Below are 16,997 nucleotides of genomic sequence, written 5' to 3' on the forward strand. Positions count from 1 at the left end.
GGCAACGTAAGGAGGCTCTATGCTTCGAAGAATTTTAGAACTGTTCCGCAGCGGCGAGATGATCTGCCCGGTCAGCTATCCCTCTGAGTTTCAGGAGCTGGAGGATGGTCTAGCTTCGCAGGTCGAGTCTGCATTGGCACCATATGGCCGCAAGCTTGTGCAAAAAGACGACCTGTACTACTGCAGCTATGCCAATGGTGACCAAAGGACAGACCGTGCTGCAATGCGTGAACAGTTTCGGGTGATCCGTGACTCAGTTGCACCTATTATCGATTTCATTACTCTCGTAATCCGGGCCGAAGGACGTGGAGAGACCCTTCGTCCAACTGATACCATCAAGCTGCCTGACCTGTTGAAGAAAATCAGTGACGAGGCTGCTTACCAGAAAGAGCTTGATCGTCTCAGTGCTCACAAGGGCTTCAACTCCCACAAGGCATCGCCAAACATGATGGATAGGCTTAACAAGATTTTTGAGGGCCTTCAGGGTATGGGCTACCTATCACTCAGCAATGGCGAAGCCCAGATTTATACTGTGACTGGGCGTATTGAGCACTTTTACGAGGTGCTGGCTTTCATAGCTGAGCATGAAGAGATCCCTCTGGATGGTGAAGAAGATCAGCCTCGTCAAGGAGGGCTGGAAGTGTGAGTACTACTGCAGAGCAGTGGCGTCAGCTTGGTAAAGCATTTATCGACAACGCTGATGAGCTGGTTTCTCTTGAGTCTAACGATGGTGAAGGCGTTACCTTCGAGGATCTGAAAAAAACATTTCGCTTCCTCGAACATTATGGATTTGTCGAAGGTCATAATACTATTGGGCTGTCACCGACCCCGCTGTTATTAGATATTGCATCAGCTCTATCGAGAGAAGAGACACGTCGGCGTGTAGTTCCTGATGTTGATGACTGGTTGGCACAGCTCCGTCTTGACACTGGCCACTATCATGCGGCACTGAGCCTTGGTGACGACAAAGACATGCGCCGCTATCTGCAGAATATTCGCAACTCAGTGCTTCGCATGCGATTCGCCCTGAGGCAGGAGATTCATTCAATCCAGCACTTTTTGCAGACCCAGTTTGGGCATGTGGCGACGATAAACCAGAAAATCGCTGAAAATCGCTACCTGATCGAGCGAACGAGTCAGCTGACCGCTCGTCTCTTATTCATCAACGACAAAGGGCTTGGTAGTCTGGCCAATGACAACAGTGTGCTTCTGCGCGTATTAGTGCTTCGCTTTCTACCTGACATCCAGCAGTTTCGTGAAGAAATTCTGGCAATAATTCCCCAGCTGGAAAAAATGCTTTGGTCCTTTCGTAAACAGGATGAAAAAACGCGCTGTTTGTGGGCGGTCAGTCGGCATCTCAGTCAAGGAGAGAGTCTGCTCGACAGGGATCTGGACTCTTTGGAGCTACTCAACTCACCATTTAATATACTGCAGTCCGAACCAGACGTAGCTGGGATTAATGTCGATGACCCTGAGTTGCAGGAAGTGCTGATCGATTTGGTAAAACGCCTACCGGAACGCGCTGGACTATCCGAGGAAGGAGCAAAGAGGGAGGAAGTTGGGCTTTATGATCCCGAAGATGACGATGATGATGAGGAGGAACACATAGAGCCGTGTTTCCTGCTTCCGCATCGACGCGCGTTCATAGCATCTGCGATACAGCACCAGTGGAGTGCCAAGCGATACTGGGATAAGGAAGGGGAAGCAGGAGTTCCTTATCCTGTGTGGCTGCAATGGATCTACAGTGAGCTTGATGGGGAGCCGGGCTTCAATATGGAACTGACCACTATTGAGGGTGGCGAGTTTGTTGGCAACGTTCTGATTAGCGACCTGACGATCGCACCCGAGAAGGAGGCTACCCTGTGATCACGCGAGCACTTTACAAATCCATCGAGGATGTTCTTTTAGTTGCCAAGGCACAGGTTAAGCTATCCGCCAACTGGCGCACCTTGCATGATGAATACGGTATTGGACTCATCTCACCCTGTAAAGGGGTTTTGAAACTGTCTTCTACTGACAGAATGGCACTGGTCAACTGGGTGATAAGGCAAACGGGTGTCGATCCAAGACAGGTCAGCTATGAGCAGATGATTAGCCGTTCCCGCACTCAGGCTGCAGGTGTCACTAATGAAGAGAAAGCATTGTCAGCGGATCCCCGAGCGGATCATGTTGAGGTGCGCAGTCTTAACGGAATTGTTGGCAAGTGTTGCCATCCTGCCGATGGCTATCTCGGCCTGCGGGTAGCAGAAACGCTCACTATTCCTTTCACCTATCTGATAACAGTAGAGAACTTCGATACTTTCATAAGCCTTCATGCAGAGTACCTGCCCATGTTCCCAAAGGACAATACACTACTGGTGTTTCGTGGTGATAACAAAGCGCACCCAGGTGCGGTCAAGAAGCTGTTGGAGCAAACGTCAGCTCATCGCGTGCATTATGGCGACTATGATAGTGCTGGTCTGAGAATTGGGCTCAACATGGGGAGCGGAACCACTCTGGTGCTACCTGATCTAGAACATATTACTGGAAAAGAATTGGCCAAGCTGAGCAAGCTTAGTGCCTTTGCCAAACAAGAGGAAATTCTGCGACAGCTTGAGTGTCACCCAGAAAGCTTACCTGCTAAGATCGCGATACATTTGCAGATCATTCGTGATCACAATATTGCGGTAACACAGGAATCACTTATGGCAAATCGAGTACCTCTAACGCTATTGCCTACTTGATGATGGTACAACAAGATATTTGGTGTGACATGTGGGAAGTACTTTCCAGAATCAAAAGAGGTGCAGACTCCAATGTTGTTCACACAAGCCCATTTTCTGACAAAGTCGTTCACCATTTGTTTTTCAGGCTACTGCCAGCCCAAATGTAGGCTGGAAGCAGTAAAATATATGTTTTCATATAGTCAACAGCTTATACGTCGTTGATACAGGCTGTAGAAAATGATGACGGTGAGATAGTTCTGTAGTGACATCAGGAAAAAAAACAGCCTGCTTCTTCCCATCCTCAGATTATCGAAGTTGTGAACCTGCTTAATTATTCTTTTTACAAGAACGGCTCTGGTAGATCTGGCTTAGTGCTATCCATATAGGTCAGATAATCGAACTATCACAGCGATTTTATCCAGAAAACCGTTCCATACTGCCTGTGACTGACTCTTAATGCTTATAATGCTTACCTCTGTTTCAGCGATGCGATCATTATAGCCCGGTCTACGCTCCAACTCATTCTGCTGGGCATGCCAGAAATCACGATCTTGTTTTAATGCTCCATCCAGTAAAAGAACTGAATTCTGTTCCGTACTTGACTGAGTGTGTAAATTTACGACTCAAAATATTAGTACATTAGTATTGCCTTGTAGGTTTTGAAGAAAATGCCAATCATTACTTAAAAAATGTGACAATCATTTTTTAAATATTTTTCAGCCGAATTTTCATAACTTATTGATTTATGAGGTTATTGTTTGTGACATTCTATGCCAAACTTTTATTAAACCACCAAACGTTGTCGTTTAATTTATCAGCTGATAAGTATCCGATCATATGAAATATGGTTTCATATGGTTGGGTACTTATAGCCATATATTTTTTCATCAGGTCTTGCCAGAGAGCAAAACCTGATGGAGGAGTCACTCTACAGTCTTAGCTTAACGCCTTGAAGATACGTAAAGTACGACCGATAACGCATCTAGGAGGCTGACCGAGAATAGGTTGCCCTATGCGGCAACTGCTCCTGCGTTGCTCTAGCTCCTGCATCCATGCAGTTGTGCGGTGGTAGTGAATTGGTCTAAAAATTTTCTACCATCCTCGCTACGGGCGCTATTCTCGGTCAGCCTCCTGAAATAATAACTCATTCAGGGATGATTAATGCCGCGTAAATCGACTGACTATGTCATTGGTATTTTTTTCTGGCTGGCTTTCAGTGTATTACCTGTTAATGCAGCTACACAGCCAACAACAGCTATTGATGAACCCCTCTACAAACCGTTTATAGAGCGCTATATTCTTGATGAGCTGAAACTGCTTCGACAGGATCAGCAGTTTATGCGCACCGAGATGACCACAAAGGTGGCGGAAGCCCGCTTGGATGCGTCCGATCGGGCAGTGCGCTATACCACGGACACCGTCAATAATATCTTCTTTATTATTACGGCAGCGGCGTCCATCTTGGTGTTACTGGGCTGGCGCTCTTTGCGGGAAGTTCGTGAAACCATCAAGGCTCAGGTAGAAAGTCAGGTTTCACAATTGACGTTGGAATATGAGCGTCGATTGAACGAGTTGGAAAATAAGCTGGTGCTTCGTTCTGAGCAGATTATTTCGGCTCAGGAAAAGATTTCCCAGACGAATCAGGTGCACTCGCTCTGGATGCGCTCCGGCCTGGAAACGAATCTCCATGAACAAATTAATATTTATGACCAGATTCTGGAGATTTATCCCAATGATGTGGAAGCCCTCACTTACAAGGCGGACTCACTGCTGGATCTGGGTGAAGCGCGCTGGGCATTGTCACTGAGTAATCAAGCCATTGAGCATGATCAGGAGTATGCGCTGGCCTATTGGCAAAGAGCCTGTGCAGAGGCATCGTTGGGGCAGCTTGATGAAGCGGTGAGTAACTTGGAAACAGCTATTCTGAAGTCGCCAGCTTTGAAGGATGAAGTGGCCACTGAAAAGGCATTTGAAGTGCTTAAGGATAATCTTTCTTTTCAGAAACTGGTTGACGCAGAGGGTGAGGAGTAAGAGAAAAGGAGGAGTTTATTGGCTCCCACGCGGAGCGAGGTTGTCGCAAAAGCCCTGGTTCCCATGCTTTGCGTGGGAACCCATACTTTTAACCCATTGAAAATTCAGCCTATGCATTCCCACGCGGAGCATGGGAACGAGGTTTCTGGAGTTTTGCGACACCCTCGGAGCATGGGAGCCAGAGGGTACACCCACTAGTATCAGGCAGCAGTGATAATCTCGTACTTCTCCATCAATTCTTCCTGAGTTTCTTCGCAATCCGGATTCTTTGGAATGCAATCCACAGGGCAGACCTGCTGGCACTGAGGCTCATCGTAGTGACCTACGCACTCAGTGCAGAGTAAAGGGTCGATTTCGTAAATCTCTTCCCCAGGTGAAATGGCACTATTAGGACATTCCGGTTCGCAGACATCGCAATTAATGCAGTCTTCAGTAATCATTAAAGCCATAAGTGACCTTTATTGGCTATTTAAAATTAAAAGAGCCGCAGTATCTCAGTTTCCGCTGAATTTTTCAGTCAGTGCTTTCTGAACACAGGGATGAACAAATTTCGATATATCCCCACCCAGAGAAGCAATTTCCCGCACCAGTGTAGAAGAAATATAAGAGTATTGCTCTGCGGGTGTCAGAAACAGGCTTTCAACTTTCGGGGCAAGAACACGATTCATATTTGCCATCTGAAATTCATACTCGAAGTCTGAAACTGCGCGCAAACCGCGAAGAATGACCTGAGCATTCTGTTCTGCAACGAAATTAGCCAGTAGTGAACTGAAGCCAGTAACCTCAACATTAGGAAGGTGGGCAGTGGACGCTTCAGCCAGCGCAACCCGGGTTTTCAGGTCGAATAATGGCTGTTTTTTAGGGCTTTCGGCGACAGCAATAACAATGGTGTCAAACAGCTTGGCCGCTCTTTCAACCAGGTCCATGTGACCCTTAGTGATGGGGTCGAACGTTCCAGGGTAGATTACCTTAATCATTAAAAATGACTCTCCGGCCATATATCAGCGACAGGCTGTGCAATAACAGCTGTGAGATAGTGTGAGATAACAACAGTCTGTCCAAACCAGAAACACTGTCTTCTATTCTGGCAGGCTTGATGACAAAGCGCATGTTATCGGAATAGTCAAATGGGTTCAAATTGGGGAGACAGAAGAGGTATGCTTTTTGTGGGGCGGGTAGCAAATACTACCCGAAAGCTCTGTCCTGTTATTACATGTTTGCAAGTTGTTTGAGGCGGTTCTGAATTTGGCGTTGATGGTCAGCTGGCATTGCTTTTGACACTCCTCCTCCAATTGCAAATGGCTTGGCAGTATTGATCTTAGTATCCTGATTTTGCCAGCCTAGTATGTGCCAGCCATTACGGGTCAACGTCTCCATGTTTTTTATGCTGGTTTTGAATTCTTCATCACTGGCAGGTGAACCATCGCGCTTCATTGTTGTGATCGGAGCTATGCGCATTTTTCCCAGGAGATGCTTAAACTGGGCTGTGCCCAGTAATTTCTCCATTTCACACATCACAGCCGCTTGGTTGGATCCATTCGTGCCGGTAAACCCATTTCCTTTATTGTAGGTGTCAATAATTTTCAGGGTTTGCTCATGGTTAGCGGAGTACGTGACAGCAACACCTGGCAGGTCAGGGTTATTCTTCAATAACGTTTGAGCTTGAAGAAGGATCTTTTGAGCTTGAGTTTTGTTGTTGTCTTTTTTGAAATCCAGAACAATGGGTGTCACAGGGGGCAACGTATTAGCGTTGAGCCCTTTTTGAGAAGGCGCAATCTGCTGAGGCTGACTGACGGCTTGATTGGGTAAAACAATGCCTGTCCATATTTTACATTCTGGATGATTATTCTGCTTTCTTATTGGATTCATAGTTTCTTCAATAGAACAGGCGAGTTGCCGGTGACCCGTGGCCATTAAAAAGTTCAGAAAGCGGGAAACTTGTTTTTCGCTCTCTGAATTAGGTTGGCATCCATTCCATTTATTGTGTTTCTCTTGATGGGTAGGGTTCAGCGTTGCGCACTGAGGATTTTGCCGTTGCAAGCCCATAAAATTCAAGACTCTGTTGATCGTCCTATCAATATTTTTTCGGATCTGGCTATCTGCCTCAGCCCCTATAACCGCTTTGGCTATTGAGTCATTCATGAGCGGAGCCGTTGGGCTGTACTTTGATGGCGTGTCTATAGGCATTAAAAGCTGGAGTGCACCGTTTGTTGTTGCTAGCTGCTGATCATCTAACTGCAATATTTTGTTTAGACTCCATTGGGTGTCCGGGTAATTCTGACGTGGTGATTGATAGAAGTTTAACCACTGTTGTGTTTGTGTTTTGGGATCGGCTTGTTTAGGAGTAATTTGGGCAGCAGCGGTACGAGTACTGTTATGACCGTGAACAATAGGCGGGTTGCGATTTGGGCGCTGGTGTTGGGCTTGAGCAGGTTTTTGAACATCAGGCTTATTGCTCAAAGCTGCTTTCAGGTAGCAAAAAGGCGCCTTAACTATAGATACAGCAAAGGTAGCGATGGATTTAAGCGCGGTCCAGGTATGTTTAGCTAAGTAGCAAATGGGGTCAGTGACCAAAGATACTCCCCAGCGAAGCCAGCCTACGTTCTGCTTATCGTTCTTTGCAGGATTTTGAGCTATAGGGTCGATGCCGCTGTTGGCTTGAGCTGGTTGAGTTTGCATAGTGAGCCTCTGATTTCTGGTTATTGATTGTTAAAGGATATGAGAACCCCCCAAAAGTACTGGCCGCAGATTGTTTCCTTTCTCGATTAAATAGTCATCAGGCATATTTACTCGAAAAATGTTAACCCTTGATTTGATCAATAATTTGTGAATGTCAGAATGATAGACACTTTTGTTCTACATTAGTTTCCGATTAATCATGCCTATAAAAAAGGCTCCAAGTTCGGGTCTTGGAGCCTTTCAGTACTGTATTTCAAAATTTTTCAGATTATTGGCTATTTACCACCGGACAGGAATGCCAGCAGCTTAGATTGTAACCACCCACCATAGGGCGGGAAGATCATCTTCGCACCGTTAATTCTGCCTTTAGACAAAACGGCCTTGGCTTTCGAGAACGTCAGGAACCCTTCGTAGCCATGATAGTGCCCCATTCCGGAAGGCCCGATACCGCCAAATGGCAGATCTTCAACGGCAACGTGGAGCATGCACTCGTTAATACAGGCACCACCGGAGTGGGTTCGATCCAATACTTTTTGCTGGTTTTTGGAATCAGAGCCAAAGTAGTAAAGCGCCAATGGTCGTGGTCTCTGTTGTACAAAGCTAATGGCTTCGTCCAGGTTATCCACACCAATGACTGGCAATAATGGGCCGAAAATTTCTTCCTGCATCACAGCCATGTTATCAGACGTGTTTTCCAGAAGATGGATCGGAATTCGACGGCTACCGTCGTTAATCTCTTCATCAGTGGCAGAGTGCACTTTGGCGCCCTGGGCTTTTGCGTCTTCAAGCAGGTTTAACAAACGCTGGTGATGGCGAGGATTAATAATAGACGTGTAATCACCGTTGCCATTCACCGTTGGGAACATACTTCGGAAGGCTTTTAAATACTGCTCAATGAACTCAGCCTTTTGCTCGTTTTTTATCAGGATATAGTCTGGTGCGACGCAGGTTTGCCCGGCATTCAATGATTTCGAGTAACAGATTCTTTCTGCCGCTTCTGCGAGGGGGAAATCGTTATCCACAATCACCGGTGATTTACCACCCAGCTCCAGAGTGACTGGTGTCAGATGCTGAGACGCCGCCTTCATCACATGGTGACCCACGTTGGTCGAGCCGGTGAAGATCAGGTGATCGAAGGGAAGTGAGCTGAATTCTGTGGCGACGTCAGCATCGCCGCAAATGACGGTCACTAAATCCGATGGGAATGTCTGCTCAATCAATTTGGCGAACAGTTCTGATGTCTTGGGGGTAAATTCCGACATCTTGATCATTGCCCGGTTGCCAGCGGCCAGCACCGTCAGCAGCGGACCAAGAGCCAGAAACAGTGGGTAGTTAAACGGCACAACAATACCCACGACACCTAAAGGCTGGTAGATAACTTTGGCAGACGCAGGCTGAAGTTGCAGGCTCAGGGAGCGGCGGCTGGGTTTCATCCACTTTTTCAATCGCTTGCGAGTGTAGTGAATGCCACCAAGGCTTGGCATAAACTCCGTCAGTAAGGACTCATTAGCGGAACGGCCTGCAAAGTCTTCATTCAGTGCGGCCAGCAGAGCATCTTTATTGTCCAGAAGTGCGCTTTCCAATGCTTTTAATCGAGCAATGCGTTCTTGGTGATCAGGATTCGGATCTTTTAAAAAAGCAGTCTTCTGGGCGTTTAAAACATCTTGTAGGGATGTGGTGATTTGCTGAGTCACGATTCGGTGCTCTGTGGTTAGGGGTTCAACGGCGCTCATACGCTCTCCTTGTTTTTCATTATCATTTATCAACGTTTATTCTAAAAGGTGTCTGTGCTATTTTTAGAGTAATTACTCTAAATCGTCAATAACTTTATTTCGGCACTTCTGAAAATGGCTGGTAAAACGCGAGATAATATTCTGAAAACGGCGCTTCGCCTCTTTAATGAGGAAGGCGAAAGGCATGTGACCACGAACCACATCGCCAGCAGTGCCGGCATTTCTCCCGGAAATCTCTATTATCACTTCCGCAATAAGGACGCGATTATTCTGATCCTGTTTGAGCAGTTTCAGCAGGAATTGATGACAAATATTGTATTTCCACAAAACCGAGCCATCACGTTTGATGATAAGCGCGAGTATCTGGAGCTGTTATTGGCATCGATGTGGCAGTACCGTTTTATCTTCCGGGATTTACACGGTGCATTAGCTCGAAGTGAAACGTTACAAACCCTCTATCGGGATTTTGCACGACTGTGTATTGGTATGGTGCAGCAGGTGTTCCGTGGGCTGATTGCCGCCGGGTTAATGGAAGCAACCGATGCCGAACAGGAAGCACTGGCACTCAACACATTTATGGTGCTTACCAGTTGGCACGAGCTGGTGTATAGCGTGTTGAAAGGCGACGAGAATGAACCGCCCAGAGCATTGCTGGATCGGGTGATTTATCAGGTGTTGATTTTAGACCGGGGCTTTATCACCTCGCAGGCACTGGATTCTTTCAAAGCGATGGAGGTCGGTTATTTCTTTCCATTGTCGTCTAATAAATATGAAGGTAAAACTAAGGCTGAATAGTTCAGCCAAGATTCTCTAAACCGTTAGCTCTAATCATGTCGCATAAGGAGGTTCTGAATTGTATCTTTATGGCTCTGCGGCATAACTGTCGATACTCCCCCGCCAATAGCAAATGGGTGCCTTTGGGAGCGAACCGAGTCTTGATTCTGCCATCCTAAAATCTGCCAGCCATCCTTAAGCAGATCTTCAACGTTGTCTATACACATTGTGAATTGTTGATCCGTTACTTCCTCGGCTCCTCCAGCTTGTTGGCAGGTTGAGATCGGCACAATTCGGAGTCTTCCTCTCAGTGGCTGGTAATTAGCTTCTGAGGCCTGAAGACTTTCCATGGTCGCCATCACATCAGCCTGGTGTGCACCACTTGTGCGGGTTTGCCAGTCACCCTTTTTATACGTTCTTAAAATGGTTTCTGTCTGCTCATGATTAGCAGAGTATGTAATACCAATACCGGTTATGTTCTTATCCTCCAGCCGACGGAGGGCTTCATCCAGTATGCACCGTGCTTGCCGTTCGGCATCTGTAGCGCTTCTTCCTTTGTAATCCAGACGAAACGGAATAACGCAACCTTTCCAGTTGGTTTGATCATCCGGTATTAAAGGAGGCGTTATATTTTCAGGCGCATCTATGGCGGCGGTTTGAAGGCTGGGAGCAGTGACTGGTTCAGGCAAGCGTTTTGGGTCTGGAGTTGGCTTCTCTGTTTGTGGTGCATTATTTTTAGCAGCTCTTTCAAACATATGCTTAAGCCCGCTGTCGATATGTTGAGCCTTGCCGGGCACTACTCCTAATTCATGAGTCAGTTGTCGGATAGTTTTCCCTGATGGGTCTTTGTTTAACAAGAGATTGAAGATGTTTTCACACTGTTTGCTTCGCTGTTCTATTTGCTCGGTTTGCTCCAAAATAGATTCCTTCAACTCAGCCCGGCGATTTTGAACAACCTCCCTCCGCTGCATGTGATTAAAATAAGCTTCAGTTTTAGGTGTAAATGCCTTTTTTAGGTTTTCTGACAGCTCAGTTGTTGCTCTTCGCAAGTGATCATCATTAATGGCTTTGTTAGAAAGCAGGGTTCCCAATCCAGATATCAATATAAGACGCTCTTTAATGACGTCCCTTTCCACTTCATCGTCTAGATTAATATCGTCTACAGCTAACTCTTTGTTCAGCACTTTTTGAATTTTGTTGTGAGCGGCTCTCTTCTCTTCAAGGGTACCGAGCGGTTTAGCGTCTTTGCCTTTTACAGGAGGGACATAATGTGGTGGTACAAAAGATGCGACAGGTATTGGAGAAGGGCGGGTATTATTAATATCTTCTCCCCATTGTTGAATGGGTGGGTAACCAAAGCTTGCCCGCCCCTCTTGCATGGTATTAACGATATCCTGAGCCAGTTTTTGACGACCTATTTTGACCAGCGATTGAAGGAATCTGGATATTTGATCGGTTGCTGCGTTTTTATCGCCACAAATCCATCGGCCAGCACAGGCTTTTGGGCGTTCAACCAACACGACTTTTCCGCTGCTCAGCAACTCGTGTTCTTTTCGCCACTCTGAGATCTCTGTTTTTTCTTCCTCAGTCAGCGCTACTGTAACAGTATCATTACTATTTAACTGAATCCCCCAAAGCGATAGCATTCGTTGGATAGAGTGATTAATGTTGTTTTGTATCCGGGGTGAATCGTTGATGGCATTGAACATCTCGCCGGAGATTATTGGCGCTTCGTGGCTTGCAGTACTGGGAAACATAAACGGTAAGATTATGCGTTCACGTCCTTCCAGCTCCTCGTTACTCATTGCCCATATTTCGTTCAGAGTCCACTGTAGTCCTGATATTTTAGTGTTGGTGGTTTCGTAAAACTTAAGCCATTCGCGGGTTTCTGGGTCACTGACCTGCTGAAAGTCTTCGTGCATATTACCCAGAGGGAGCTGTGGATCCAGCATTGTAACTATGGCTGAAAGATTGTCTCTAGAGCCGGCTTCGAAGGCTCTTGCTACCAGTTTTGCTGCTGCGACCGTTGATGTGTTTCCGGCTTTTAAATCTTGTATAACTGCATTGCCAATTTCATGGGAGCTGGCGACATCAGGAATACCATCACAAGTTTGGATTAGAACTTTCCCTTTTAACTCATTGGCTGGAATTTTTGTGACTTTAGGACGTGCACTGATGGACCCAGAGCCTGCTTCTGGGTCATCAGCCAGTATCGGTTGTCCGGTGTATGGATTGAGCGGAGCCATATTCGTAGTGTTATCACCGAGTGAACGAGCGACAGCCAGAATGCCGTTTACTCTGGGGATACCACGCCAGCTCGGTGGAACCACGCCGCCTCTTTTTTTGATGGTTGCATGGTATCGCTCATCGTTGGGCTTTGCATCTTCACTGATCTGTTCAGTATTGCCGTTGGCGTCCACCAATATTGATCGCGAGTCACCAAGGTTTGCGACCCATAGGTCTCCCCCAATGTTGAGTGCTACGTTGGCGGTAGTTCCTGAACCTTCTGGGTAGTCATCAAGCATTTCCCGATCCAAGTCCACAAAGGCAATTTTCAGAGCATTCCATATGCCGGTGTCGTTAAGGCCGTACTCATTAAACTGGTGTAGGCGGCGTTGTAAATGGTTAACAATATGCTTTTGAGCATACTGAGCCCACTCATCTCCGCCATGGCCATCAAAAACTGCGGTAATATTGATGGGGATTTCCTGACCTTGAATGGTGATGGAAAACTGCCTGGCCATGTGAGCGTCTTCCATAGTCCCTCGCAGGCCCTGAGCCGAAGCGATGCCAGATCCTGATGAGTTTGCTGCTGTCTCGTAGTGAATCTGGGTAGTCTTTTTCCAGAATTCGACGACACCGTTGTCCACATTGATAACACCTTTGCTCGCTTCTACATCTTCAAAATGAGCCTGAAATTCATTTTGAGTCAAGAAGTCTTTATCTTCTTGAGAGCCTTGCTGTCCTTGTAACTTGGCGATGGCTCTCTCTTGTTTCAGCTTGGTTTGGATGCTGTCTGGTTTCAGAATTACTCGGTACTCGAGCTCTTCAATTTCTTCATTAGTGACCGATTTTAAGCCAATTTCTATCGCTTCTTCTGGGTTTTCACCTGTGAAATTAAAGACTTTTCTGTTTTGGGGTCTGTGTTCTGGAGGCAATACCAACCGGAGATTATCTTTACCCTGTTGGTAAGGAATTTGTGTGAAAATGGGGGGCGGTGGTTCTGGCCATTCATTCTCGGGATCATGCGTTTGTGAAGCTGGAATGGTTTGCTTGAACAGGAACTTCCCTGCTTCTGGTTTGCTCTTAGGCGATTTGGGGGCATTGGATGCGGCTGGTTGGTAGTTGCTGAATGATTGAACTTTTGGAATTTCCAGAGGTACGTTCTCAATGATAAAAGCAGTGGGGGACTTATAGGGAGTAAATGACTTTCCTATATTTTGAAGGCGAGCCTCGGTGTTCATGAGCTCTGTATCCAAAAGCTGCATTTGCTGATCTATTTCTTCTGTCTTTTTATCAAAATTGGTGGCGACAAAAGGGGCAATGGCTTTCTGAAGTTTGCTACGAACATCGTCAGAGGTTTTCTTCATGTACTGCTGCATTAACTCAGTGGGTGGGAATATCTGGTGCTCAACACCCAGGTTATCGGTATAGGTGAGAACAAAGTCGCCCTCTTCACAAGGTTTACCCTGAGAGAGGTCATTGAGAGTATTGAGTGATTGTGCCAGCAGGTTTTGCTGTTCAAGTGTGTTTTTTGTGGTTGTCAGGTAATCGTGATAGACCGTGGGTGATGGTGAAACGGTGCGCGAACTTAAAGATGTCTGCTGAGGGCGAGATGCCATTGGCGCAGCTGGAATTCGCTTCTGAACTTCGGCGCTGTTCTTATCTCCTGAATTGCCAGCTTTCGGGGTCGTGAAAGCTTCTGGACTCGGAGCTGGTGGACGTTGTGGGCCTTGGGGGGTAGGCATGCCTGGGTAACCTCTAATGATTAAAGTGTTGCTTATTACTGTAAATCGCCAGAGGAATCGGAAGCTGCAGGGAATTGTTGTTTTATTGGCAGAAGCCTGTCTGAAAGCTCTTTTTTGAAAGGAAACTAAACCGGTTCTGATGAATGTGCTGATTAGCAAGAGCGGAGCTTTAGGGGAAGCTGGTTACCTTGGGTAACCAGCCTTTTAGGCAGGGTGTATCAGCAGATACGATCAGCCTTATAGTAAGCTTCACCGGTATCGATGCCAGCGTCAAACTCAGTCTGACCTGAGTTCAATGTATCTGGATTGGTCAGTTAAGTATTTTCAGAATTTATAAATCCAGCTCCAGTGCCACTATGTCTTTTAACAAGGACGCCCCATCAGTATGCTGCTTTAGGGAAAGTTGTATATCGGGCTCGGGCTGTACGGGGAAGGAGAATACATTTTCTGTAAAAGAGTCGAGAAGGGCATGTTTAGAGATCACAGGGTTCTCAGCAAGATTGTCTGATCCTTTTTCTGGAGCTTGGTTATAAGCTTGCCTCTTAGGGTAGACATTAAGCACCACCCAATGAACACAGTCCTAGCCTTGTACGCCCTGTACAACCATCCCGTGCAGGGTGTTCACGTTTTGCATTCTGCTCCCAGAAGGAGAGCAGTTTTTTAATACACGACACCAGTGATTTTCCATGATTCATCAGAGCTGAGACCACGTTACCAAAGAGGTGTGTGCCACTTTTCATTACCTTGTGCGTCGAGATTTCTTCAATGCCTCCCGTTTCATAAAGGTTCGCTTGGGCAGCATGAGCGAGGTATCTTTTCAAGGTTACAACCACAAAGGACATCAGAATGAGGCTAAACACCAGCGTTGCAGATTTGGTGTTAAAACGGTGCCAGCCTGAGTAAGACTTTATCTCTTTAAAGATAAGCTCTATTTGCCACCGGAGGCGGTAGGCCTGAAGCACTTCACTCAGTGTGAATTCCACTCGATCCAGGTTAGTTATGATGAAAACCCACTTTTGTTTCTGGTCATTCCAGCGGACAACCAAACGGAATGTCCAGCCTTTGAAATCCGGCCATTCCACGTCAAGATCAATACACTGATCTTTGGGGAAACCAGACCGAACATCTTTCAACTTCTTCCCCTTGTAACGATTCAGATTCTTTCCATCCTCTCTCACGGCGCTGAGTATTACTGGATTTATTCCTTGCGGTGCTTTGCAGATAAATGAACCCTCACGATCATCAATCGCGGCAAAGAGCTCCATCTCAAAGTAACCGGCATCCATGAGCATCAGCATGTAGGCCATTGATGTCGGCAACGGTGGCAGGCAGGCTCTTTCTGAGCGGGTATCTTCCGTGAGCTGCACTCGTACCAGATTATCGTTGAGAAGATCCATGGTCGTATGAAGCTCGACTGCTGCAGGACTCACCTTTGAGAACCGTCCGGGAAATGCATCCTTCAGTGCATCATAAACCGCCTGAGAGGAACCATCCTGAATAAGGATGTGCTCGAATTCTGCAAATGGGCTGCTGTCGTCAAATGCCATGACTTTGCGGGAAAATATTTCCAGACACTGCACCCATAGCCACAGAATCAGGGCAGGTAAGGCATCCTTTTTAGCCTGATTCGCCCAGGAACGATAGGATACTTTCAGGCCTGTTAATTCGTTGAATTTACGGTGCAAGTCAGCCTGGGTATCTGAGTTACCATCACCACCAAGGACGGCAATGAGAGACAAGATAAAGTCCAGCGGGTGAATGTTCCGCTGTCGTATAGTGAAGCCAAGTTGCTCAGCCATGTCGACAGCTTCAGACTGATTGAAACAGGTCAGCAGTTTTTTTCAACTAATCTACTATTTGCAGTACTCATCTTGTTCAGCCTTGATGATGGTTTCGATACTTTATTGTGGCTGTTCAAGATGAGTTCTGCCCTGAGAATGTGCTGCCTCAAGCTTAATGTCTACCCTAAGAAGCTTGCCTTATTACTGAAAGTCCAATCTTCAAGTTATCTGCACGGTCTTCTGTTAGTTGATTGATAGCTTCCAGCAACTCTTCTTCGAGGGTGTTTTCGTGTTTTGAAGTTAACGACTCGCTAAAGGCAGCAAATGGAAGTGGAGGCTCTTGTTTCAAGATCTCTTTAAAAAGGTGCGCACAGGAAAGTGGGTCAGCAAGCAATTTAACTGGCAAGGGCTTTTTACTGAAGTTTTTCACTGCAAGTTTGATCTGATCCATTAATCCATTGATTCGAAATAAACCTGATACCTCGTCAGAAATTGCCTGCTGAAGCCGTTCAGACAATACTCGACGATTCAGGGCGGCTTGGGCAAATGAAGGGAATTTTTTCTCCTGTGATAAAGCCTCTATTACGTCAGGCTCTGCTTCATCGAGAAGCTTTATTGCAACTGTCAGGCTTTTGCTATGTTTGACATCGTTAATAAGTTTATTCACTTCAGTTTTCAGGACGGCCTTCGAGCGTGGGATTGGCACGTTTACATCATGGGTTTCACTCAACTTGTCTCTTCTTTGTGCAACGCGCCTTTTTTTTACATCTGTGGTTCGAGGAGAGTCTTCTAAACTATCTGGTGTCGGCAGTATATTGGCAGTTTCAATGTGTTGTATAACGTGCTTATTGTTTTTGCCTGACCTTTCTTTTGGTACTGGCTTATTGCTAGTGTAGTGAGCTGCATTTAATACAACATAAATAATCTCGCTGTGCCATTATAGGTAAGAGCATCTAAGGACGGATACTATCTATGAGAGTCGCAGCCAAGATAAGCCTGAGTGAACAGGAACAAAAACTACTAAAACGTCTATCGTCGTCAAATAAAAGCTCTGTACGCATTGCCCGTCGTTCTAAAATTATTCTTTTGGCTGCAGATGGAAAAACCAATCTTGAAATTGCGGAAGCATTAAATATCGAACGGGGACAAGTAAGCCGTTGGCGAGTTCGTTATGTAGCTGAAGGTTTTCGGRGAATAGAGAAAGACCTTCCTCGTGGTGGTCGTAACAAACAGATTAATGCTACGGAAATCGTTCGTTTGACCACTCAAACAAAGCCGGATAATGCTACTCACTGGAGCACTCGCTCTATGGCTGAAGCCGCTGGC

Annotated in this window: 13 protein-coding genes; 6 read left to right on the plus strand and 7 right to left on the minus strand. The window is 46.3% G+C overall.

Features of this window, described 5'->3' with window-relative positions; genetic code table 11:
* The first annotated feature begins 19 nt into the window (after window positions 1–19).
* The 4 genes from AKL11_RS09460 (at window position 20) to AKL11_RS09475 (ending at window position 4,736) form a co-directional block, all read left to right on the plus strand.
* A complete protein-coding gene (locus AKL11_RS09460) occupies window positions 20–646 on the plus strand; it encodes a condensin complex protein MksE (protein ID WP_067516748.1) in 627 nt (208 codons plus the stop codon).
* Complete coding sequence (locus AKL11_RS09465) at window positions 643–1,866, plus strand: hypothetical protein (RefSeq protein WP_067516750.1); 1,224 nt, start codon at window positions 643–645, stop codon at window positions 1,864–1,866. Before AKL11_RS09460 ends, AKL11_RS09465 begins: the two co-directional genes overlap by 4 nt.
* Window positions 1,863–2,723, plus strand: a complete 861-nt coding sequence (locus AKL11_RS09470; protein WP_067516752.1) for a DUF7281 domain-containing protein — start codon at window positions 1,863–1,865, stop codon at window positions 2,721–2,723. Before AKL11_RS09465 ends, AKL11_RS09470 begins: the two co-directional genes overlap by 4 nt.
* 1,143 nt (window positions 2,724–3,866) lie before the next feature.
* Entirely contained in the window at window positions 3,867–4,736 is an 870-nt protein-coding gene (locus AKL11_RS09475) for a TPR end-of-group domain-containing protein (protein ID WP_216636484.1), read from the plus strand.
* Between the two features lie 200 nt (window positions 4,737–4,936).
* Here the strand turns inward: AKL11_RS09475 and AKL11_RS09480 are convergent, their stop codons facing one another.
* The 4 genes from AKL11_RS09480 to AKL11_RS09495 form a co-directional block, all read right to left on the minus strand.
* Window positions 4,937–5,185 carry a YfhL family 4Fe-4S dicluster ferredoxin gene (locus AKL11_RS09480; RefSeq protein WP_067516754.1) on the minus strand — a complete coding sequence of 83 codons (249 nt, stop codon included), beginning with the start codon at window positions 5,183–5,185 and terminating at the stop codon, window positions 4,937–4,939.
* Between the two features lie 45 nt (window positions 5,186–5,230).
* Window positions 5,231–5,713, minus strand: a complete 483-nt coding sequence (gene coaD, locus AKL11_RS09485) for a pantetheine-phosphate adenylyltransferase (protein ID WP_067516756.1) — start codon at window positions 5,711–5,713, stop codon at window positions 5,231–5,233.
* 232 nt (window positions 5,714–5,945) lie between these two features.
* Window positions 5,946–7,415, minus strand: a complete 1,470-nt coding sequence (locus AKL11_RS09490) for a hypothetical protein (RefSeq protein ID WP_067516758.1) — start codon at window positions 7,413–7,415, stop codon at window positions 5,946–5,948.
* 275 nt (window positions 7,416–7,690) lie between these two features.
* On the minus strand, window positions 7,691–9,148 hold the full coding sequence (locus AKL11_RS09495) for a coniferyl aldehyde dehydrogenase (RefSeq protein WP_067516761.1): 1,458 nt from the start codon (window positions 9,146–9,148) through the stop codon (window positions 7,691–7,693).
* A 114-nt stretch (window positions 9,149–9,262) separates the two neighbouring features.
* Here AKL11_RS09495 and AKL11_RS09500 point away from each other — a divergent pair, with 114 nt between their 5' ends.
* Window positions 9,263–9,943, plus strand: a complete 681-nt coding sequence (locus tag AKL11_RS09500) for a TetR/AcrR family transcriptional regulator (RefSeq protein WP_067516763.1) — start codon at window positions 9,263–9,265, stop codon at window positions 9,941–9,943.
* A gap of 29 nt (window positions 9,944–9,972) precedes the next feature.
* Here AKL11_RS09500 and AKL11_RS09505 read toward each other — a convergent pair whose 3' ends face one another.
* From AKL11_RS09505 to AKL11_RS09520, 3 genes are all read right to left on the minus strand, one after another.
* A complete protein-coding gene (locus AKL11_RS09505) occupies window positions 9,973–13,890 on the minus strand; it encodes a PP2C family serine/threonine-protein phosphatase (protein WP_067516765.1) in 3,918 nt (1,305 codons plus the stop codon).
* Window positions 13,891–14,444: 554 nt separating this feature from the next.
* The gene (locus AKL11_RS09515) at window positions 14,445–15,725 is read right to left on the minus strand and encodes an IS4 family transposase (protein ID WP_366556854.1); all 1,281 of its coding nucleotides are present in this window, start codon (window positions 15,723–15,725) and stop codon (window positions 14,445–14,447) included.
* 130 nt (window positions 15,726–15,855) lie between these two features.
* The gene (locus AKL11_RS09520) at window positions 15,856–16,401 is read right to left on the minus strand and encodes a hypothetical protein (RefSeq protein WP_067516772.1); all 546 of its coding nucleotides are present in this window, start codon (window positions 16,399–16,401) and stop codon (window positions 15,856–15,858) included.
* 242 nt (window positions 16,402–16,643) lie between these two features.
* On the opposite strand from AKL11_RS09520, the gene AKL11_RS09525 reads away from it, so the two are divergent.
* Window positions 16,644–16,997: helix-turn-helix domain-containing protein (locus AKL11_RS09525; RefSeq protein ID WP_157673508.1), on the plus strand; the 354-nt coding region annotated here is incomplete at its 3' end.

The organism is Endozoicomonas ascidiicola, from assembly GCF_001646945.1.
Taxonomy (GTDB): Bacteria; Pseudomonadota; Gammaproteobacteria; order Pseudomonadales; family Endozoicomonadaceae; genus Endozoicomonas; species Endozoicomonas ascidiicola.

Bases quoted from the DNA above. Each gene is read 5' to 3' on its own strand.
- coaD (WP_067516756.1), bottom strand. From the start codon at position 5,713: ATGATTAAGGTAATCTACCCTGGAACGTTCGACCCCATCACTAAGGGT.
- AKL11_RS09490 (WP_067516758.1), bottom strand. From the start codon at position 7,415: ATGCAAACTCAACCAGCTCAAGCCAACAGCGGCATCGACCCTATAGCT.
- AKL11_RS09475 (WP_216636484.1), top strand. From the start codon at position 3,867: ATGCCGCGTAAATCGACTGACTATGTCATTGGTATTTTTTTCTGGCTG.
- AKL11_RS09480 (WP_067516754.1), bottom strand. From the start codon at position 5,185: ATGGCTTTAATGATTACTGAAGACTGCATTAATTGCGATGTCTGCGAA.
- AKL11_RS09460 (WP_067516748.1), top strand. From the start codon at position 20: ATGCTTCGAAGAATTTTAGAACTGTTCCGCAGCGGCGAGATGATCTGC.
- AKL11_RS09500 (WP_067516763.1), top strand. From the start codon at position 9,263: ATGGCTGGTAAAACGCGAGATAATATTCTGAAAACGGCGCTTCGCCTC.
- AKL11_RS09495 (WP_067516761.1), bottom strand. From the start codon at position 9,148: ATGAGCGCCGTTGAACCCCTAACCACAGAGCACCGAATCGTGACTCAG.
- AKL11_RS09505 (WP_067516765.1), bottom strand. From the start codon at position 13,890: ATGCCTACCCCCCAAGGCCCACAACGTCCACCAGCTCCGAGTCCAGAA.